Raw genomic sequence first — 21,509 nt, 5'->3', positions numbered from 1 at the left:
TCCAAAGGCTCTGGGGAGATGCCAAATTTCTAACGAAATCAAAGGACATTCCGGCAAATACAATTGGCAGGATCCTCAGCGATCCGCAATTGTCTGGTGCAGTGGTTTCCGGTCCAACCGGCAGTGGTCGCCGCGCACTTGTTGAGGCTGGCCTTGGCCTGCTCAGCGAGGCGCCACGACTCATTCGCTTGAATGGAAGCAATTTTGGCACGAAGGTGCCGCTTGGTGTGCTGTCGTTCCTGCTAGCGCAGTTGGACGTTGACTCACACACGACGCGCCACGAGCTGATTCACGGGCTGGGAAAGATTCTTTGCCTTGAGAATTCTGCAGCATTGGTAATGCTTGGACGACCGGAACTCATTGACGAGCAATCGAGCTCGCTGCTTGCTCAGCTCGCCGTCATGGGCAAAATCAAACTCGTAGTCATCTGTGAGCATGTGCATGATCTGCCGGGTGATCTTTTTACCTTATTTCGGTCGGGAAAACTCGAACAGCTTCGTGTCAGCCGTATGGACAGTACGCAGACTCACGAGTTTTTAGAGCAGGAACTGGGTGGACAGGTCTCGCTCTATAGCTCGGCCACACTGTGCTATTTGACCAACGGTAATCGCGGATTGATGCGGAAGCTTGTCCAGAGCTGGTGCGTGAATGGTCAGTTAGTTCAGCAGCAAGGTGTGTGGGTTCTACGCTCGGCCGAACTTGGCTCAGGTCACGACATTCAGTCGATCTCCAGCTCATTAACCGCGGGAATGACTTCGGCAGAACGAGAGTTACTCACGATCCTGGCCCTTGGTGGCCCGGTAGCTTTAGACCGCGTCCACCTTTCCGGCCTGACTGGTCCACTTGACGGTCTGCTGAATCGCGGAGCGGTCAAGTATCTGCATGAATCTACCAACAGCGTGGGGATAGCAACGCCATTGCTCGGGTTGCTGATGCGGTCCGAAACCGGTGGGGAGCTAAAAGCAAGTGGCCGTATCGAACTCGCGCAACTGCATCCGGATCCCGGTGCCGCACAATCATTGGCCGCGCTGCGTGAACTGAAAGATATCGGTAGGTATGCCGACCAGCTTGCACTGGCCGAAAAGTTCCAGAGCCACGGATATGATCCGGCAGGCTGGCAAATGGATCCACAGGTGCGCGTAGGAATTTTGAAAATGCATGTCAATGCGTTGACTCTGGTTGGCCGGCAGGCGGCGACTTTGGACGTGATCGCTCACGCCTGGAAGGGCCTGCGTTTGGCAATCAACGAAGCCGGTGCGCTAGAACCATTGATCCTAGCTGATCAGGAACTTGAAATCCTCAGCCAAATGTCGCTGCTGTCCGAAGACGAAATGGGGAACAACTCAGGGATCATTGGTGGTACTGAGATATTAGCGGAATCTTCGAATTGGATGAGTGAATCTCTGCATCTACGTGCCTTGGCAATTCAGGCCAAAGGCTGGGCAGCACAGTCCCGCCAGGGTGGGGCCATGTCTTTGGCGGGACACTTGGATGATCAGCTGCGCGCAATTCGGTTTAATGCGCCTTTAGTCAGCAGTTTTGGTCCAGAAGACGTCGCGGACATCGAACAGCTACTCCTGCACACCGAGCTCTTGGCGGGACATTGGAAATTAGCAGCGTCTAGGGCGCAAAAACTTGCCGCTGGCAGCCAGCTCAATCCATTGCTGATGGCTCATGCCCAAACGGTACATGGAATTCTCCTCGGGTTGGCCAACGACCATGAAGGAGCACTGCGAGTATTGGAGCCTTGCCTGCAACAACTGGGCTACGAGGGGGATCAGACGCTGCGCTATGCCATGGAATCGGTAGTCACCTATGCCTTGGCCTGTTCAGGCAGGCGTATGGAAGCCACTACCTTGATGGCCAATGGGCTCAGCGAAACCAAAAACACCACAGCACCATTAAACTTCTACACCTGGACGGCTGAAATTTTCGCGTCTCTCAGCTTGGCTGAATTAGGTTCAAAAGACGTGGCTAAAGCTCGGTTGACGCACTTTGCCCAACAAATTCAGGGTGAGGGGCATTTGGTTTTTCAAATGCTTACCTTGGCATTCGCCGTGCGCTTGGGCAGCTGGGATTCTCTGCCACAGCTTGAACTAGCCAGTCGCAGGTGCAAAGGATTTTTAGCTCAGAATGTTGTCGAGCTTGCAAAGTCAGTCAGCGAATTAGACGGGCCGGGGCTCGCCCTGGCCCTGAAGACTCTGGCCTTCAACGGCCATCTGCTACTAGCTGCCCCAGCGCATAATGAGCTTATTTCTTTGCTAGATGCCAAGGAGCAGCGAAAATTATCAAAGGCACTTAACGAATATAAACGAGCTTTAGCTCCGGACAAAGCGCCCCTAGGAGAACGTCAGATTGACTCGGCAGAACAGCAACCAAGCTGGGTCCGTGACTTGACCAAACGCGAGGCTCAGATTGCCCAATTGGCGATCCGCGGGAAATCAAACTTGGAAATAGCAAAATTTAACGGGGTATCGATTCGTACCGTGGAGGGGCATCTGTACCAGGTTTATTCAAAGCTTCAGGTGCGCAACCGGCAAGAACTGACGGCTTTGGATCGATCGAGTCGACGCACGGTAGCCCAACGATGATCAAGCCGGGAGGAAACAGCCGAACTAATTCAACTGAATACAACGAACTGCTACGGGCATTGCGCCAGCAAGGCTCCGGCGGGGCGCTGATTCTTGGAGGCGTCGGCATGGGTAAAACCAGTCTCGTGGAGGCTGTGCTGTCAGCACCAGGCATTCAGAGCCCGGTAATGAGGTTATTTTGCAGTGATTCTCTGAGTTCTATAGCTCACGGAGCCTTGTCACCTTACTTGGGGGCGCTGGAAAATATTGATGAGCCGGTTGCCGTATTGCGCGAGCTGAACCGTACATTATTCAGTGCAGATGGTGTAGCAGGGCCCCGAATTGTGCTTGTCGAGGACGCGCAGTACCTGGATGCCCAAAGCTCTTTTGTGCTGTCGTTGCTTATTGAAAATGCGGCAGTGAAAGTCATAGCCGTGGGTGCCGGGACCTTGGATGCCAACTCGCCGCTTGGGACACTGACCGAGGTTGCCTCCTTCAGCACCATCATTATGCAACCACTGGATCTCTTAGGCGTCAGAGAAGTTGCCGAAACGGTCGTTGATGGAAGGCTCAGCGAAGGATCGGTAAGGATCATCAAACGCATGACTGGTGGTAATCCCCGCTTCGTCGAAGCCTATGCAGCTTCCTGCAAGGAGCAGGGAATCCTGTTCCAAGACGACTCTTTACTCAATGATTCAACCGTTCATGAACCGGTCTGGACCGTTGCCCGTCCGTTGCCTGAAGTTGACGCGCGCCTCATCTCCTTAGGTCGCGAACTGACTCGATATCTGCCGGCTGAGGAGCAGCTGACGCTGCGCCTGTTGGCCTTGGGTGGACCGCAACGTCCGGAACTGCTTGATGAATGTTCCCTGCCCTATCGGCGACTAGTTGATGCAGGGGATCTATCGGTCGTTGAAGCTGCGATTACTTTGAGCTCTGAAATGCAGCAACGCGTGGTCCGCGAACTGGTGACCGAACAGGAAAGCGCGCAGTTGCATAAGCTCTGGAGCACCGCCAGCGTCAAATTGGGGATTGACGCTAACGCACTGGAAGTGCTGTGGAGTTTGGAAATCGGAGAGCCAGTACCTACGGCGACGGTTCTTCAGATAGCGCAGGCGACCGCAAGCGCATTGGACTATGAGCTGGCCTTGCGGTTATGCACCATGGGAAAACTTTCGCAGTTTCACCAGCAAGGCGCACTGCTCGAAGCCCAAGTCTTGTTGGGAATGGGCCGGTACTATGCGGCTCGGTCCCTGCTCTTACGGCTGATCGATCAGCTGACAGATTTGGAATTGCTGGGTCAGGCTTTTGCATACCTGCTAGAGGTAACTACCTGTATCGGTATGGATAAGAGCGAACTGCAAAAGATCCTGGGCACTTGGAAGAGCCGGGCCGAAGGGCAAAACGATCCACTTGCCTTGGAAGCGTTTCTCACCTTGCAACATGCAGGGGCCGGATTATTGGATTTGTGGATCCGGGTTAATTCAGCCAAGGGTCCGCGTCCGAGAACCCAAGAGCTGCACAATTTCTTGGATGATCCAGATCTGCCGATTCAGGCACGAATCATTTCCATGATCACACTCAGCGACCTCTACAGCTCCCAGGGACTGTGCACGGACGCACTGCAGCTGGCTGAGTCGACCATGGCGATACTCCAGACAGAAGCACAATTTCGTTCCCTCTATGAGGTGCGAGTGTTCTTCCGTATTGGCTGGAATCTGTTGTTTCTTGGCGAATACCAACGTGCACAGCAGTTCATCAACGCGTATCGCGGCACGGATCTGAACTCAATTCAGCACTATCAAGGAGTCGTTTCCTTACTGGATGGAATCAGTGATCTCCTACAGAGCCGGGTACGTCCCGCCGTCTCGAAGATCGCCGAGGCAGTGACCGAACTGCGAATTGTTGATACCGCTCAGGTACTCTCGGTGGCCATCAATCTCTATCGGCTGCTGCTTGCACGATTGGGAACTCCGGTACCCGCGGCCGTGGCATTCGGAACGGTGGATGACACGGCTGGAGGATATTCCTCGGTGCCCGGATACCTGGGCGAGGAAGCCTCGGAACAGCGTATCTTCCCGCGAGCTTTCGCCGCAGCGCTTGGCAATCCGCATGACGGCGAATCCCTCAGCGATTTCCCGCTCATTGAACGCGAAATCCTCTACAGCCACACCCGGCAACTAAGTGGCGAAGAACTGGCCATGGCACCGCAGCGCGAGCGGCTACATCTCTTAGCTGGCGAACACCAGGGCTCACGGCCCGCGCTCCTGGCACGACTGATGGAATTACTTGGCGCAGCTAACAGCGAGTTGCTGGAAGACTTAGCTGCGCAAGCGCTGGCCAAGGACGAATATCTGGTGGCTATTGAAGCGATGGCCCGGGCCGCCGAACAACACGCGGCTGCCGGAGATCAGCGACGATGCGGTGCATTGCTGCGGCGCACCGCAAAAATCCTCGAGCAACACGGGCTGGATTCGGGCAGGTACATTGCCCGAATTCTGGCACTGACCGAGTTAACTGCACGCGAAGCTGAAATCGTGGAGCTGGCCCGTGAAGGCCGGAACAATGCCCAGATCGCCAGGGCGCTGACTGTCTCGCAGCGAACCGTCGAAGGACACCTCTACCGGGTGTTCTCTAAGCTGGGAATTACCGAACGCTCTGCACTTAACAACGCAGGACTCCAAGCGGGTACCGGTACTAGGTAATTACAAGTGGTTTGGGCAATCTTGGGGTAAGTACCACCCGTGCGGTGCAAGGCTCTGGTTGCGTAATCTGAATACTGGGAGCCGACGAGCAACCAACCAGATCCTGCCCGAACGAGTGCGTACCCGCCACAGTACTTTCAATTGCTGCGGCAGCGAGACTCAACCCTCATACGGGGCCGGTGGTTCGTGAATCCGCAAGGATATACCCCCAGCGCGGCCGCCGGTCCCTTGGCAAGAAACAGACCCCGCACCAGCAACCCCTCTGCGCTGGTGCGTGGTCTGTTCTTTAAGCCCGTTTTTGCTCACCCAAGTAGTGAGCGAGTAGGAACCAAGTGCCAAACGGGTATTTACGGATGCCGGCAGCACAGCATTTGAGTGTTCCGCCACTCGTGTGCAGCGATCAATTGCATCCTAGGCTCAATACGTACGAGGACAACACAGCTATTTGGGAATGGCTGGACCGTCCTCAAATTGGGGAAATGCATCTTTCTTGGGGGAAACATAGATGTTTAACATTGTGTTGCCAAATTGTGCCCGCCCTTGCCATGCCATGTCGCAGAGCAAGGCGGGACACAGTAATGTCGCAAATTAGCAGCCGACTAGGCGAAAATAATCTAAACGCGCTGGGGTCCTGGACCACCTTGAGCCCGGTGTCCACTCGCACGGTAGCAACCGTAGGATCCAACGGCCGGGCCTATCTTCGTAAGCTATTCGCCACAGATCTGCTGATCATTGGCGCAGCTAGCGCATTGCCGGCGCTGGCCATGGAGCAAAGCGCAGTAAGTACACCGCTTTCACAGTCTTCAGCTGGGCCCTATGTGCTGACCGGAGTGCTGCTGACCATAGCCTGGATGCTGAGCCTGAGATCATTCAAGGCGCACACCTTAGGCAGTGTTGCCGTGGGCATGCAGGAATACAAATTCCTCGTGTACGCCGCGCTGGTTCTTGCCGGGGCCTTAGGGACACTGATCGGATTGACCGGATTCGGTGACCTGCGAGTGTACCTGGTCATCACCTTGCCCATGGGATTAGTCGCGTTACTCACCAGCCGTTGGACCTGGCGTCAATGGCTGATCCGGCGCAGCCGCAACGGTTACGCGTTGAGCAACGTGCTGATCTACGGGCAGCCAGCAGATACACCATTCGCCGTACGCCAGATTTCCAAGCGTTCAGGCCCGGCCTACCGGGTAGTCGGAGTACTGCTGGACGGAGCTGCGGATGCGCAGGCCGAACAGGACATCCGGCTAGCTGATCCCACTCTTCCGCTGGCTTATGATGCCGGCACTATTGAGCAAGAGGTGGCCCGGCTGGGAGCCGACTCAGTCATTGTTGCCGGCCCGCTCACCGGTGGAAACACCGCCTTGCAGCAACTTGGCTGGCGCTTGGAGAGCACGGGCACAAAGCTCATTGTGGTTTCCGCGCTGACCGGTGTGGCAAGCCGTCGGGTACGTACGAGCCCAGTGGATGGCATGCCGTTGCTCCATGTTGAACTGGCTAAGTTCACCGGAGCACGCTACTTTTTCAAACGCGGCTTCGACATTGTCTTTTCTTCGCTGGCATTACTCGGACTTGCACCGGTGTTCCTGGTCATCGCTCTGCTCATTCGGCTCGACGGGCCGGGCAAGATCTTCTTCAGACAAGAACGTGCCGGCCAAGATGGGCGTCCGTTTAAGATGATCAAATTCCGCACCATGGTCGAAGACGCCGAAGCACGGCTGGCCAAACTCCAAGAACAGAACGAGGGAGCCGGTCCGCTCTTCAAGCTGAAGGACGACCCGCGTATTACCCGCTCTGGTCGGTGGTTGCGCAAGCACTCGCTGGACGAGCTTCCGCAGTTTGTGAACGTGCTGCTCGGCGACATGTCTGTAGTGGGCCCGCGTCCGCCACTATTCACTGAAGTCCAGACCTATCAGGGGCACACCCACCGCAGGCTGCTGCTCAAGCCCGGAGTCACCGGACTGTGGCAGGTCAGTGGCCGTTCAAACCTGGATTGGAAGGAAAGCGTACGGCTGGATCTGTATTACGCAGAGAACTGGACCGTGCTCAGCGACTTGCGCATCATCTGGCGCACCTTCCGCGTCATGATCAAACCCGATGGAGCTTACTAATGAGCGTTGCACCCGAAACCCTGATTCATCCTGCCCTGCGTGTGGCCGTTATCGGCGCCGGCTACTGGGGACCGAACCTCGCACGCAACTTCGCAATGAGCACCGACTGGGAACTGGTGGCCATTTGCGATATGGACCTGGACCGGGCCGACGCGCTGGCGCGCAAGACCGGTCAGCCTGCGGTCGTGGGTTCGCTCGATGAACTGCTCGAATTCCACGATGTCGACGCGGTGGCTATCGCCACCCCGGCACGGACCCACCATGCGATTGCCATGGCCGCCATTGCGGCCGGTAAACACGTGGTAGTGGAAAAGCCGCTGGCCGATAACTCGGTGCACGGGGCGCAAATGGTAGCTGCCGCCGCAGAAGCCGGAACCATCCTGATGGCTGACCACACCTACTGCTACACACCTGCGGTGCTTAAAATCCGCGAATTATTGGCGGCCGGCGAATTGGGCGACATTCTGTATATTGATTCCACCCGGATCAACCTCGGGCTGGTCCAGCCAGATGTTGATGTGTTCTGGGATCTTGCGCCGCATGATCTGTCCATCCTGGATTTTGTGATTCCCGGCGGGCTCAACCCGCGCAGCGTCACCGCACTTGGCTCCGATCCACTGAATGCCGGCAAGTCCTGTGTGGGCTATCTGAGCATGGAACTTGAGCACGGTGTCCTGGCACATATCAATGTCAATTGGCTCTCGCCTACAAAGATCCGCCAGATGGTCATTGGCGGTAGCCGCAAGACTCTGGTGTGGGACGACTTGAATCCACAGCAGCGGCTGACCATCTTTGACCGCGGTGTGGACCTGGACCGGCAGGAAATGATTCGTGCCGACGTGGAAAACCGCAAGGGCGCCACGATTTCCTACCGGCTCGGCGACACCTGGTCTCCGGCGCTTTCAGAATTTGAACCTTTGGGATTGATGGTGGCTGAATTTGCCGCCAGCATCCGTGGATGCAGGCCAGCACCCACCGACGGGCCTTCGGCACTTCGGGTGCTCAAGGTCTTGGAGGACGCAAGCCGAAGCTTGGCTGCCGGATCTACAGCCCAACCAACACAAAACCCTACTTCCGTCATGGAGAACGCACGATGAACGAAAATATTAAGAATCTTGCAGGCGGACGCTACCTGGTCACCGGAGGAGCTGGCACCATTGGCTCCGAAATCGTGGATCAGCTGCTAGCCGCCGGAGCCCAGCAGATTGACGTGCTGGATAACTTGGTCCGCGGACGGCGCAGCAATATCGACAAGGCGCTGGCCACCGGGCGAGTGAACCTCATCCTGGGGGATATCGCGGACCGCGACCTGGTGCGTGAAGTGACCGCTGGCAAGGACATGGTGTTCCACCAGGCGGCCATCCGCATCACCCAGTGCGCGGAGGAACCACGCCTGGCGGTGGACGTCATGGTCAACGGAACCTTTAACGTCCTGGAAGCGGCAGTAGAAGCGAAAGTACCAAAGATTGTCGCCGCGTCCAGCGCGTCGGTGTATGGCATGGCCGAGGAATTCCCGACCACCGAACGCCATCACCCGTACAACAACGACACCCTCTACGGGGCGGCCAAGACCTTCAATGAAGGCTTGTTCAAATCTTTCCGTGCCATGTACGGAATGGACTACGTGATGTTGCGTTACTTCAATGTCTACGGCCCGCGCATGGATGTGCACGGTGCGTACACCGAGGTCCTCGTGCGCTGGATGGAACGCATCGCCGACGGCCTGCCTCCGCTGATTTTTGGTGATGGATCCCAGACCATGGACTTTGTGGTTTCCGAGGATATCGCCCGGGCCAACCTGCTGGCCGCCAGCAGCCCAATATCAGAAGGCATCTACAACGTGGCCAGCGGCACGGAGACCAGCCTGAAGGAACTGGCTGAAACTCTGCTCAAGGCCATGGATTCGGATCTGCATATCGAATACGGTCCGGAACGCGCAGTGAACTCGGTGTCCCGCCGTCTGGCAGATACCACCGCCGCACGGATGGATCTTGGATTTGAATCAAAGATTGGTCTGGAAGAGGGGCTTCGAAAGCTCGTGGACTGGTGGAAGCCATTGCGTGAAGAAGTAGCCGCCGGGCGGTCCTTGAAAAAGCCAGTCGGCGTAACCAAGTAAGCGAACAAAGATTTTTTGGGGGAAGAATCATGAATCGCATCAGTGTGATGAAACCATGGCTGGGAACAGCCGAAACCGACGCAGTCGCCGAGGTTATTGCCTCGGGCTGGGTCGCCCAGGGGCCACGGACCGTGGCCTTTGAAGAAGCCTTTGCCGCGCATCAGCAGGTGGATTATGCGGTGGCAACGTCCAGCTGCACTACCGCCTTGCAACTGGCGTTGCTGGTCGCGGGAGTCAAGGCCGGCGATGATGTGGTGGTACCGTCGTTTTCCTTCGTGGCCACCGCTAATGCACCGACCTATGTCGGTGCCCGTCCGGTGTTTGCCGATGTTGACGAATTGACCGGGAATGTCACGGCGCAGACCGTACGTGCGGTGCTGACCGAGAAAACTACTGCAATCATTGTGGTGGACCAGGGCGGTATGCCGCTTGATCTCCAGCCGCTGCGTGCACTCTGTGACGAGTTGGGATTGGTCCTCATTGAAGACGCTGCGTGCGGCGCAGGATCAACCTACCGCGATGCTCCGGTAGGGGCCGGCGCGGACGTGTCCGCGTGGTCTTTCCATCCACGCAAGCTCTTGACCACCGGTGAAGGCGGGATGCTCACCACCAACAACGTGCAGTGGGCCAAACGCGCACGTCAGTTACGTGAACATTCAATGGATGTCTCTGCTGCCGAACGCCACAACTCCACGCTGGCACCGGCCGAGAGCTACAAGGAAGTTGGCTACAATTTCCGCATGACGGACTTGCAGGCAGCCCTGGGGCTGGTGCAGCTCGATAAGCTGGACACCATGGTGGCCCGCCGCCGGTTCCTAGCCTCCCGCTACCAGCACGCCTTCGCGAATGTGCCGGGATTGCGTTGTGTGACAGACCCTGAGTATGGAACCTCGAACTTCCAATCATTCTGGATTGAGCTTGGTCCGCAATTCGGTGTGGACCGCGAGGGACTGCTCGAACGGCTTGCCGAAGATGGCATTTCGGCGCGGCGCGGCATCATGGCCTCGCATCTGCAACCGGCCTATGCAGGACATTCTGGAATTGTCGCTCCGCTGCCGGTCACCGAGCATCTGACGGCGAACACGTTGATTCTGCCGCTCTACCACCAGCTCGAAGAGCATGAGCAGGACCGCGTGATCACCAGCGTGCTGTCCAATGTGCTTGCCGCTACCGGCGGTGAGTGAGATGGCGAAAGTACTGCTCGTCGCAGCCAGTGGGCTGGCCCGGGAAACTATCTCGTCCATTGAGCAGACCGGTGATCATGAGGTCATAGGACTGCTTGATGACAACACTGCATTGCATGGAACGCTCATTGGCAAAGTTCGGGTTCTTGGGGGACTGGAATTAGCCAAAGAGCGTACCGAAAAGCTTTTGATCTGTGCCGGTAAGGGAAGCAGCCGGGCGGCTATTGCGGCCCGGCTGGGTCTGGATGATTCCCGCTATGCAACACATATCCATGGCTCGGCAGCGCTCGGAAGTTCGGTCAGCGTGGGATGCGGAAGCATCATCCTCGCCGGCTGCGTGGCCACCTGCGATATCTCTGTGGGTCGGCACACGGTGCTCATGCCCCAGGTAGTGCTGACCCACGACAACGTGCTTGAGGACTATTGCACGTTGGCGGCCGGTGCAAAACTGGCAGGCAGGGTTTCCGTGGGCCACGGGGCTTACCTCGGAACTAACGCGGCGGTGCGTGAAGATGTGCAGATCGGTGCCGGTGCGGTGCTTGGCATGGGATCCGCATTGCTGCACGATCTGCCTGCAGAACAGGTCTGGGCAGGAAACCCAGCCCGGCAGATCATTACTTCCACAAATCTTGAATCGACAGGGTCTAGAGCATGAGCAACAAAACTATGAGCACCCAGAGCCAGATTCCGTTGGTGGATCTGCGCGCGCAGCAGCAAGAAGTACAGCAGCAGGTAAATGAATCGCTGGCACAGATCTTTGAAAATACCGCCTTCATCGGGGGAGCAGCGGTAGCCGACTTCGAGCAAAGCTACGCAAGCTTCTTGGGCTCTGGACACTGCGTTGGGGTGGGAAACGGCACCGATGCACTGGAGCTGGCGCTGCGCGCCAGCGGCATTGGACCGGGCGATGAGGTGATCCTCCCGGCGAATACCTTCATAGCCACCGCCGAGGCCGTGAGCCTTACCGGCGCCACCGTCGTACTGGTGGACGTAGATACCGAATACCTGCTGATTGATCCGCTGGCGGTAGCCGAAGCCGTGACCGAAAAGACCAAAGCCATCATGCCGGTGCATCTGTACGGGCAGACCGCTTTTGTTGAAGAATTATCTCCCATTGCCCGCGCGTGCGGTGCGGTGATCATCGAAGATGCGGCCCAAGCCCAGGGTGCAACCCGCCATGGGCGCAGCGCCGGAACTTTGGGCGATATCGCTGGCACCAGCTTCTACCCGGGAAAGAATCTCGGGGCGGCCGGAGATGCCGGAGCGGTGCTTACCGGGGATGCCCAGTTAGCGCAGCAGGTCCGGTTGCTTTCGGCCCACGGCAGCCGCACCAAATACGTGCACGAAGTTGTGGGACGCAATTCCCGGATGGATGCGGTGCAAGCGGTGGTGCTCAGCGCCAAGCTGGAACGCCTGGCCGGGTGGAATGAGCTGCGCCGCCAAGCTGCAGTGCGCTATAGCGAACTGCTGGCCGGGGTCGCAGGAGTCACCCTGCCGCAGCAAGCTGCGGGGAACCAAGACGTGTGGCACCTGTATGTGGTGCAGGTGGAAGAACGTGACCGGGTGGTCGCGGAACTAAATGCCGCAGGTATTGGCGCAGGAATCCACTACCCGTATCCGGTGCACCTGACCCAAGCCTTTGCACACCTGGGATACAACGAAGGGGACTTCCCGGTCACCGAACGCGCTGCCGGCCGGATCCTGTCCCTGCCGCTGTACCCGCACATCACCGAGGAGCAGCAGCTTCGAGTCGCAGACGCGCTGATCAAGGTTTTGTAGCCATGACCGCGGCACGCAAGCTCCAGGAACCCAAGGCGAAAAAGGCTACCCGTAAGATGACAGCTTCGGGCGCTTTCGCATGGAGCCTTGGCAATACACTGGTGTCGCGTTTGGGAACCGTAGGCATTGGCATTATCCTCGCTAGGGTCCTAGGACCTGAGCAATTTGGCACCTTTGCTATCGCACTTGTCGCGCTCATGGCGGTGCTCAGTTTTAATGAGCTCGGTGTCAGCCTGGCCATTGTTCGCTGGCCCGGTGACCCGGCGCGGATTGCTCCCACAGTCAACACCATTTCAGTTGTTGGAAGTACGATTTTCTGCATTCTGGCATGGTTCGCCACACCTGCTTTCACCTCGTTGATGGGAGATCCTTCGGCGACGTGGGTAGTGCGGCTGTTGATATTGTCAGTCCTGATTAATGGGGCTGTGGCCGGTCCAGCGGCGTTGTTGCAGCGTGATTTCCAAGAGCGAACCCGCATGGGGATTGACCAAGTCAATGTCTGGGTGGGGGCAATCGCCTCCGTTGCTTTGGCCTTGCTGGGCCTTGGCGCCATGGCGTTGGCCGTTGGCCGCTTGTTGGGGAGCCTGATCTCGGCATTCATGTTCTTCAAGGCCTCGCCTTTGCCTTACCAGTTTGGCTGGCAGAAAGGCGTCGCTGGGGCACTGCTGAAGTTCGGGATGCCGCTGGCCGGATCCAGCGTTATTGTTTTTGCAATTGGCTACACCGATCAGCTGACCACCGGTGCCCTGTTGGGCTCAGTGGCTCTGGGATTTTATGTACTCGCGTTTAACCTCTCCAGCTGGCCGCTGTCTATAGTTTCGCAACCTCTGCGCAGGGTGGCACCGGCGTCTTTTGCAGCCTTGCAATCAGACCCGCCCAAGCTCAGAGCTTTCATCCTGTCCCTCTTTAGCATTCTGGCGTGTGCCACCATTCCAGCTTTCATCGCGTTGGCGGTGGCAGCGACGCCGTTGGTGATATTCGTTTACGGCGAGGTGTGGGCAAATGCAGCAGGAGTTCTTAGCTGGCTGGTGATTGCTGCGCTGTCCAAAGTATTTTGTGAACTGATGTATGACTACATCGTGGTCATTGGGCGAACCTCCGCAATTCTTCGCATCCAGATCATCGGTCTGGCCGCGCTGATTCCCTCGCTGCTGGCTGGCGCGCATTTTGGAGGGCTTATCGGAGTCGCCATTGCCCAGGCAGCGGTGGCCTTCTGTGTGATGCTTCCGCTGTACCTGTGGAACTTGCGGGGTATCGGAATTGGCTTGGGCGCCATCGCACAACGTATTTGGCTTCCGGTAGTTGCCGGTCTTGCCATGGCAATAGTTTGCTGGCTGCTCGTAACGAATATCGAAAGCGCAGTAATTTCTGTGCTCTCTGTCGGTGGCGTGTCGCTGTTGACGATAGCCACGCTCATTTATGTGCGTCGCGGAGAACTTGGCAGTCTTCGGGGAATTGCGCGAACAGAAACACTGGGGGAAGCATCATGAAAATCTTGGTCTATCCACACGATATGAACATGGGCGGCAGCCAGTTGAACGCCATCGAACTTGCCGCGGCTGTCAAAGACTTAGGACACACCGTGATCATCGCCGGCCAGAATGGTTCGCTGGTGGGCAAAGTCGAAGACCTTGGCGTGGAATTCATTGAACTTCCGGATCCCGGGCGCAGGCCTAGTCCACGAGTCATCGAGGCACTTGAGCGGATAGCGATTGAGCATGAAATAGACATTATCCACGGCTATGAATGGCCGCCAAGCTTGGAAGCAGAAATTGCGTGCCTGCGACTTGATAGCGTGGCAGTCAGCACAGTCTTGTCAATGTCCGTGGCTCCTTTCATCCCGGTCAGCACACCGTTGCTTGTAGGAACAGAACAGATTGCCTCCACAGAACGCACCTTTGGCCGAAGCGAGGTGGCGCTGATGGAACCTCCCATCGACACGGCATTGAACCGTCCGGGGCTTGAACTGCCGGTGGACTTGATGTCGGACCTATGGGGAATCCACGGCCATGGCCTGACGATCGCGATCGTCTCGCGACTAGCCCACGAAATGAAGCTGGAGGGGATACTCGCGGCCATTGAAGTGGTGGGGAACATGCGCGGAAGTGTTCCGGTGCAACTGGTCATCACCGGTAACGGACCTGCCGTCGAGGTGGTTGAAGCCGCGGTAGCGGAGGCTAATCTTCGCGCGGGCGAACTACGCGTGGTGATGACCGGCGAATTGGAAGACCCTCGGTGGGTATACGCCAAAGCAGACATTGTGTTGGGCATGGGTGGTTCAATTCTGCGTGCAATGGCGTTTGGCAAACCGGTAATTGTCCAAGGCGAAGCAGGTTTCTGGCAGGTTCTGAATCAGAATTCTCTCAAAGACTTTCTCTGGCAAGGCTGGTACGGCGCCGGTTCAGGAAGTGAGCAGGGTGAGAAAGCATTAGTACAACAGCTTCGCCCATTGATTGAAGACGCTGCGTTGCGTAGCACGCTGGGCAAGCTCTCGCTATCGGTAGTCACCGAAAGGTTTTCGCTAGTTGCCTCAGCACGGCGCCAAATTGATTTTTATAACCAGGTGCTCAAGACCCGCGAGCGCAGGAAGTTCACGTTGGATCATGCCTTCGCAGCCGCCCGGTTTGCGCAATACAAAGCCGCACGGCTTGGGGCGCGAATTCGCGGTACCTCCACGGCCGATGATTTTAATGCCAAGGCAACCTTAGGCACGAAAAATGCTGTCACGACCTCCCAGGTGCGTGCCTGATGCGGCAAATCAGAGACGCCATAGTGGTGATCCCCGGGACTCGATGGGAAAACACGCAAGGTACCGATCACCGGCTCGCTGAGGCGCTGTCCAAACACTTTCCGGTGCTCTGGGTTGACCCTCCAGTTCCGCTGATCGGGCCGGCTGTCGTGGCTAGGCCAACGCGCAAGTCGGCATTCCAGTTGGACCCGGTTCAGGAAGGAATCACACGCCTGCGCTATCTGGTGAGCCCGGGTTTCACCCGTCCTGGAATCGAAGTGTTGACCCGATACCTACGCGATAGGGCAATACGAAAGACTCTTGCGGAGCAGGGATTACGCGTTCAAGCCACAGTCCTGCTATCTCCGCGCGATGAATTTCCGAAAAAAGTCGGTGGAAAACGGCTGTTGCATGTGACCGATAACTGGGTTTCTGGTGCCGAGATGATGGGTTTGAACCCGCACAGAGTTGCAGCCAGACTGAAGAAAAATCTTGCTTCGGCTCATGTAGTCAGCGTGGTCTCGCCATTTCTAGGAGAGGTCTTAGCAGAATTGCAGCCTGGCCTACATACGAGGGTTGTGCCCAACGGTTGCAGACCACTGGGTGCTGAACAGGCACAGTTGCCTGTGCGCTCAAGTGGGAATGTCGTTCTGCTCGGTCAGCTTAACGAGCGTTTGGACTTTGAGATTCTCGATTCGCTGGTGGCAGCGGGTCACCAAATCGATGTAGTCGGTCCACGGCGTGAACGAGATCCGCAGGTGTCACGACAGCTTGATCAATTCCTCGGTGCAGCGAACGTCTTCTGGCATGGTGAGGTAAAGCCAAGCGAAGTACCACCTCTGATAGGCGCAGCCGCCGTGGGAATCACCCCATATCTGGACAACGCTTTTAACAAGGCTAGTTTTCCGCTGAAGACTTTGGATTACCTAGCCGCGGGCCTTCCCGTGGTGTCCACTGATTCACCAGCGGTGCGTTGGCTTGATACGGATTTGGTTAAAATTGCAGATACGCCACGTGATTTTGTCCGGCTTGTTGGAGGCTTGGTAGCACAAGCTCCCGATGCACAAACCCGGCAGCGCCTGATTGACTTTGCAAGCCTGCATTCTTGGGAATCACGGGCCGCCAGCCTCATTGAACTGAGCCAGGTGAAGATGTGAAAACGTTGCGTGAGATCACGCTTGCCGCATTAGCTGCGTTACTGCTGGCAGGATGCACCGTTCCAGTTGCCGAATCTGTGCCGCCGACCATTGGCCCTTTGGGCCTGGAACAGGTCCCCTGGGAGGGAGGCCCGGAGTACTGGAAACAATTCGCGAAGGCGGATGCTGCTGGCTGGGACGAGCCTGAATTCTTCCCCATCGTCGCCTGGTACAACGGGGTATCCAATCAAGAAGAAATTGATTTTGATAAAGAACTTGGAATCAATACTTATATCGGGATGCCAGCCACCTTTGAGTCATCTTGGCTCAACGACAATGACATGTATTGGATCGGCGGTGCCATAAATGACACCTTCAACGAAAAAACTCCTAGCTGGGTCGGTTATATTCTCGATGATGAAGTCGATGGAAGGTTTGAACCGGAAGCCGGTCGCAAGCATCTGTCCGAGATCAGCTCGGAGGTACCCGACGGATTGTTCAAATACGCAAACTACACGTACATGGTCCTCGAAAATGATCTGAAGGCTAGCGACTCTGAGCAGTACGTTAACGACTTCACCGACGTGGTGTCCGTCGATAAGTACTGGTACACGATTCCGCATTGCTCGGCGGAACCTTACCGAGATGTTTCTTTGGTTCCGATCAAACAAGAATCGTGCCGCTCAGCATCCAGCTACGGCCAAACCATGGATGCCTTGCGGCAACGGGACACGGTGGATGGCAAGCTTCAACCGCTGTGGCAATTCGTGGAAAATATGGGCGGAAGCGACAAAGAATCCACCTTCAGTGAATACATCACCCCGAACCAGTTACGCGGTGCCGTGATGAACTCGGTGATCCACGAGGCCCGCGGCATCGTGTACTTCAATCAGGCATTGTCTGGCCCTTGCCAGGGCGGAAACGTCTTTCGCATGGCCCAAGTCCATGTCGGATATTGCGGCGAGGAGCAGGTAGACGCAGCTCGAATTGTCAACAATCAAATCCATCAGCTGGCTTCGGTACTCAATACACAGAGCCTGGCTTTCGAGCTGAATCCCGAAGTCGACACCATGCTGAAAGTACACGATGGTTACGCATATGTATTTGCGATGACCGCGCCAGAAAAGAGTTCGGGCGACAGCGAGATGAAGTTACCGGAAGGAATTTCTGGGACGACTGTTGAAGTACTTTTTGAAGACCGGAAAATTCCGGTGAACAACGGTACATTCCGTGATTCCTTCCAACACGAATACACCTACCACGTTTATAAGGTGAAGCTATGAAACCGACCATTGATCACGTAATTCTTACCCGTTTCAACCTTCCGTCCAAGGGTGTTGAGAGTCTAATTCGGGCACAAGAAGGGTGGCTTCGGGATAGGCAGGTACTTTTCGAAAAGTACTGTCTGCCCAGCGTTCGTCAACAAACACTGGCAGACTTCAAATGGGTGATCTATTTTGATCCTGAAAGCCCGCAGTGGTTGAAGGATCGTATTGATCAGCTTTCTGAAGACAGTACATTTTTTCCTATTTACCGGGAAGAAGTTTCGCCGGAACAGCTGTTGGAAGACCTGGACACCATTGGAGTCGGTAGACGTGACATCTTGCTGACAACCAACCTCGATAATGATGATGGATTGGCTTTAGACTTCGTTGAGCGTCTTCAAAATGCAGTGGAAACCATGGAGGAGACCGCCGTTTATATTGGTAACGGTCTGATTCAACATGGCGAGAAGCTGTATTTGCGCCACGATCCGGTGAATGCATTCTGCTCGGTGGCCGCGCCATGGTCCAAGCCGAGGACATGCTGGTTGGATTGGCACAATAAGCTCGCTGAACATATGCAAACTAAGGAAATCAGCGGAAAGCCAGGCTGGTTGCAGGTCATCCACGAAACCAACGTGAGCAATCGAGTTCGTGGAAAACTAGTGGGTCCCGAGAAATACGCAGGGTATTTTGCCGGGGGTTTACACGCAGCGGCGACTCCTCACGGTCTGGAATTTGCGAAGGAACGTTTGGTGCTGCGTCCGGTGCGTTCGGTCAAGGAAGCCTTCCGCAAGGCTGTAAAGGATGCTCTTGTAGGGATTGGCGGAAGAGATTTACTGAACAAAGTCAAGGAGCGGGCTGAGAAATATTCGACAGTCCGGCGCTGACTATTGCTCTATTGCTCCGAAGCCCGGAGAATGGACGAGAGGTGCATTGCTTGGGGAAGCCATGCACTGGGTGAAAACACAAAAATTCGGGGGGAATAAATGTTTTTACATGATCTTCTTTTTAGCTGCCTAAGGCGCTGGTACGTACTAGTTCTCGGACTGGTGATCACCGGCATGGCGAGCTTCTACGTATTCAATTCCATTGAGCCAAGCTATGAAGCCAAAGCCAGCGTGGTACTCATACCGCCAAAGGTTGCCGTTACGGTGGGGGACAATCCCTATCTTTATCTGGGCGGACTTGATCAGGCGCTGGGCGTACTCCAGGTTAAAATCACTTCTCCGGAAGTCATGGAACCGATCGAGTCGAAATATGATGGTGCCGAAGTTGCCATTGCTAAGGATGCAACCACATCGGGTCCGATTGCTGCGATCACTGTCACCGCGAATCGGGCTGACGATACAGTGGCGTTACTAAATGAAACTTTGGCATCAATCCCGTTGACATTACGGACTTTGCAGTCAGAACTGAAAGTTCCGGCAAACTCTGAAATTACCACCCTGGAGTTATCGAAGGACGCAGTGCCGGAGCCGAACAATAAGAGGCAGATACAATTCACTGCTTTCGTGGCGCTCGGCGGAACGAGTATCTCACTTCTGGGAACCGGGCTACTTGACCGCATGCTCATTGCTTTGAAGAAGCGCTTGAAGGCCAGGAAGATGAAGAAAGAATTAGACAAGCATCTTGCATCCACTGAGCAGCCTGCGTTGGAAGATGCGACCGCTATTCCTGTTTTAGCGACTCCAATAAAGCCGGAAGAGTTCCAGGAAGATTCTCAAACGGCACCGGGACTCGTGCGTGAACGTGCTCGTGCCAGAAGTTAGCGAGACGAAGCCTTCGTTTCGACGAAAACTACGCGATTTTGAACCTCGCCCGATAAAGCGTCCAGACGCTACGACCGTACTGACAATTTATCTATTTCTTTTGCTGGTAGTCCCTTCTGATCGGGGGATCGGTCCGCTTGGCGCTGCCGGTTCCCCCTCAACGCTTTTCGCACTGGCAATGCTGTTGTGGTGGGTATGGCATCATGTACGGGGCATACGGTCCTATCAACCACCGCATCTCCAAATAGTACGAATTGCCTTGTTCATCTTTGTCGGGATGGTTCTCGCCAGCTATGTGAATTCATCTCAGCAGGCGATGCCATTCATTGATAGCAATGGCGCGTTGATGAACCTGATCAAAATTGCAGGATTTGCCGGCGTAGCTCTGGTCGCAAACGATGGATTGCGGGATCGGGATCGATTTCTGGTTTTGCTCAATCGACTTGCGTGGTTCGGCGGTGGTTATGCGCTATTGGGGTTAGCTCAATTTTTTACCGGTCTGAATTTTGTTGACCAGATTAATATCCCAGGTTTGGTGGGAGGCGGCGCTGGGGGCGTTGACTCGCGAGCTGGCTTCGTCCGGCCCGAATCTACCGCGCGTCACACCCTGGAATATGCTTCGGTACTTTCCGTGACCCTGCCCATTGCCTTGACTATGGCCATACATGGCGCCGAAAAACGCCTGATATTCAGATGGCTGCCGACAGCTCTGATCTGCGGTGCCGCCATGCTCTCGGTCACGAGGTCGGCGTTGATCGGCATTGTCGTGGTGATGTTGATTCTTGTACCAACTTGGGCCCCACGAGTCAGGAAGATTGCACTGTTCGCGGGCATTGCTGGTCTTGGCGTGCTGTATGTTGCGGTTCCGGGCATAGCAGGAACTATTATGGGGATGTTCTCAGGATCTGATTCCAGCATAGATTCACGAACGTCGAGTTACCCTGCCATTTCAGGATATTTGCTGGTCTCACCGTGGCTCGGGCGTGGGTTGGGAACCATGACCGCGGACTATCGTATCTTTGACAACCAATTTATTGGTTTGCTCATTGAGCTCGGAATCGTCGGATCTCTTGCGTTTATTACGTTAGTACTCGTCAGTTCGTTCTGCACAATATTCCGCAGGCGTGGAACCGACATCAAAATCTCCGCTCTGGGTCCAGCCATTGGAGCCGGTATTCTAGCCGCCGCATTACTCAGCGCATTTTTTGATTCATTTCATTTCCCACAATCTATCGGCATGATCTCGTTGATGATTGGGCTTGCCGGCGCCCATTGGAATCTGTCCCCGGACATTGTTGATATCCAGCCGGTGAATTTTAGCTCCCCGGATGCTTTAACTAAGCCTGCCAAGATGCAGATTTCGCGTCTGCTCCTAGTTCTATTGCGCTGGTGGTTCGTTGTAGTTCTGATTCTGGCTGCCTTCATTCCCCTGGGATTTCACATACGTGGAGCTTCAGGAGTCTTCTACACGAAATTCGATATCGTGTTCCAAGCACCACCGGGCGCCACTAAAGATAATGCCTTGCGTACTGAAGCTTCCTCTACGGTGCATTACGCAGCTATGGTGCAGCGGATCTATCAGAATAAACACCATGAAGCAGATATCCGTCCGGTACGTGCACCTTTGTATGGAACCGGAATGCGCGACATTGAAGCCGTATATCTTCCGAGCTCTGGAGGGCAGTGGCAGACGAACTTTAATAAATCACAAATCACCGTTGAGATTGTCAAGGATACTCCCGAGGAGGCAGAACGTCGGGCGACAGAGATAACTAAGGAAATTACAGCTCTGGCGATTGCACCTCAAACTGACACCGGTGTTTGGAAAGAATCGCAGATCACCACGGAGCGAGTCGCTCAGACAATTCCTGTGGGGTACATCGATGTGCGGATCAAGTATGCCTTGGCGGTGCTGCTGGTTTTGGCGCTTGGCACGGCTTTCGCGGGTGCGATGAGCCTGAATAAGTTTGTGAAGTGGCGCCATTCCAAAAATTAGTAGTCATTGAAATGTCTCGGCACACGGGTTCGAACCACGATTACTTGTGGCTTCGCGTGGCCTGATCCAGCAGCACTAAGACAGCAAAGACCGGCATGCTCTTGTAGAGCATGCCGGTCTTTGAACTCTCACCACCGGTAGTTACTGACTGGA

At 55.7% G+C, this 21,509-nt stretch carries 15 protein-coding genes; all 15 read left to right on the top strand.

Annotated features, from left to right (window positions below; translation table 11 throughout):
- The first annotated feature begins 89 nt into the window (after nt 1-89).
- A complete protein-coding gene (locus tag IEX04_RS15890) occupies nt 90-2,591 on the top strand; it encodes a helix-turn-helix transcriptional regulator (protein WP_194446471.1) in 2,502 nt (833 codons plus the stop codon).
- Nucleotides 2,588-5,275 carry a helix-turn-helix domain-containing protein gene (locus IEX04_RS15885; RefSeq protein WP_188687114.1) on the top strand — a complete coding sequence of 896 codons (2,688 nt, stop codon included), beginning with the start codon at nt 2,588-2,590 and terminating at the stop codon, nt 5,273-5,275. Before IEX04_RS15890 ends, IEX04_RS15885 begins: the two co-directional genes overlap by 4 nt.
- Nucleotides 5,276-5,853: 578 nt before the next feature.
- Nucleotides 5,854-7,383 carry a sugar transferase gene (locus IEX04_RS15880; protein WP_188687113.1) on the top strand — a complete coding sequence of 510 codons (1,530 nt, stop codon included), beginning with the start codon at nt 5,854-5,856 and terminating at the stop codon, nt 7,381-7,383.
- A complete protein-coding gene (locus IEX04_RS15875) occupies nt 7,383-8,480 on the top strand; it encodes a Gfo/Idh/MocA family protein (protein ID WP_188687111.1) in 1,098 nt (365 codons plus the stop codon). Before IEX04_RS15880 ends, IEX04_RS15875 begins: the two co-directional genes overlap by 1 nt.
- Nucleotides 8,477-9,499 (top strand): NAD-dependent epimerase/dehydratase family protein, encoded by a 1,023-nt coding sequence (locus IEX04_RS15870; RefSeq protein WP_188687108.1) that lies wholly within the window; start codon nt 8,477-8,479, stop codon nt 9,497-9,499. The genes IEX04_RS15875 and IEX04_RS15870 overlap by 4 nt, the downstream gene beginning before the upstream one ends.
- A gap of 29 nt (nt 9,500-9,528) precedes the next feature.
- Nucleotides 9,529-10,683, top strand: coding sequence for a DegT/DnrJ/EryC1/StrS family aminotransferase (locus tag IEX04_RS15865; RefSeq protein WP_188687107.1), 1,155 nt, complete (start codon nt 9,529-9,531; stop codon nt 10,681-10,683).
- Between the two features lies 1 nt (nt 10,684).
- Complete coding sequence (locus tag IEX04_RS15860) at nt 10,685-11,338, top strand: NeuD/PglB/VioB family sugar acetyltransferase (protein WP_188687194.1); 654 nt, start codon at nt 10,685-10,687, stop codon at nt 11,336-11,338.
- Nucleotides 11,335-12,462: a DegT/DnrJ/EryC1/StrS family aminotransferase gene (locus IEX04_RS15855; protein WP_188687104.1), complete on the top strand. Its 1,128-nt coding sequence runs from the start codon at nt 11,335-11,337 to the stop codon at nt 12,460-12,462. The genes IEX04_RS15860 and IEX04_RS15855 overlap by 4 nt, the downstream gene beginning before the upstream one ends.
- Before the next feature lie 2 nt (nt 12,463-12,464).
- Nucleotides 12,465-13,952 carry a lipopolysaccharide biosynthesis protein gene (locus IEX04_RS15850; protein ID WP_229677196.1) on the top strand — a complete coding sequence of 496 codons (1,488 nt, stop codon included), beginning with the start codon at nt 12,465-12,467 and terminating at the stop codon, nt 13,950-13,952.
- A complete protein-coding gene (locus IEX04_RS15845; protein ID WP_188687102.1) occupies nt 13,949-15,211 on the top strand; it encodes a glycosyltransferase family 4 protein in 1,263 nt (420 codons plus the stop codon). The genes IEX04_RS15850 and IEX04_RS15845 overlap by 4 nt, the downstream gene beginning before the upstream one ends.
- A complete protein-coding gene (locus IEX04_RS15840) occupies nt 15,211-16,347 on the top strand; it encodes a glycosyltransferase (protein ID WP_188687100.1) in 1,137 nt (378 codons plus the stop codon). The genes IEX04_RS15845 and IEX04_RS15840 overlap by 1 nt, the downstream gene beginning before the upstream one ends.
- Nucleotides 16,344-17,609: a hypothetical protein gene (locus IEX04_RS15835; RefSeq protein ID WP_188687098.1), complete on the top strand. Its 1,266-nt coding sequence runs from the start codon at nt 16,344-16,346 to the stop codon at nt 17,607-17,609. Before IEX04_RS15840 ends, IEX04_RS15835 begins: the two co-directional genes overlap by 4 nt.
- Nucleotides 17,606-18,478, top strand: coding sequence for a glycosyltransferase (locus IEX04_RS15830; protein ID WP_188687096.1), 873 nt, complete (start codon nt 17,606-17,608; stop codon nt 18,476-18,478). The genes IEX04_RS15835 and IEX04_RS15830 overlap by 4 nt, the downstream gene beginning before the upstream one ends.
- 99 nt (nt 18,479-18,577) lie before the next feature.
- Nucleotides 18,578-19,360: a YveK family protein gene (locus IEX04_RS15825; RefSeq protein WP_194446470.1), complete on the top strand. Its 783-nt coding sequence runs from the start codon at nt 18,578-18,580 to the stop codon at nt 19,358-19,360.
- Nucleotides 19,361-19,619: 259 nt separating this feature from the next.
- The gene (locus tag IEX04_RS15820) at nt 19,620-21,356 is read left to right on the top strand and encodes an O-antigen ligase family protein (protein WP_229677195.1); all 1,737 of its coding nucleotides are present in this window, start codon (nt 19,620-19,622) and stop codon (nt 21,354-21,356) included.
- The last annotated feature ends 153 nt before the right edge of the window (nt 21,357-21,509 follow it).

The sequence above is a fragment of the Glutamicibacter ardleyensis genome (genome assembly GCF_014644555.1).
Lineage (GTDB): Bacteria > Actinomycetota > Actinomycetes > Actinomycetales > Micrococcaceae > Glutamicibacter > Glutamicibacter bergerei.
Note: the sequence above shows the minus strand (reverse complement) of the source record. Positions and strands in the feature narration are given on the sequence as shown.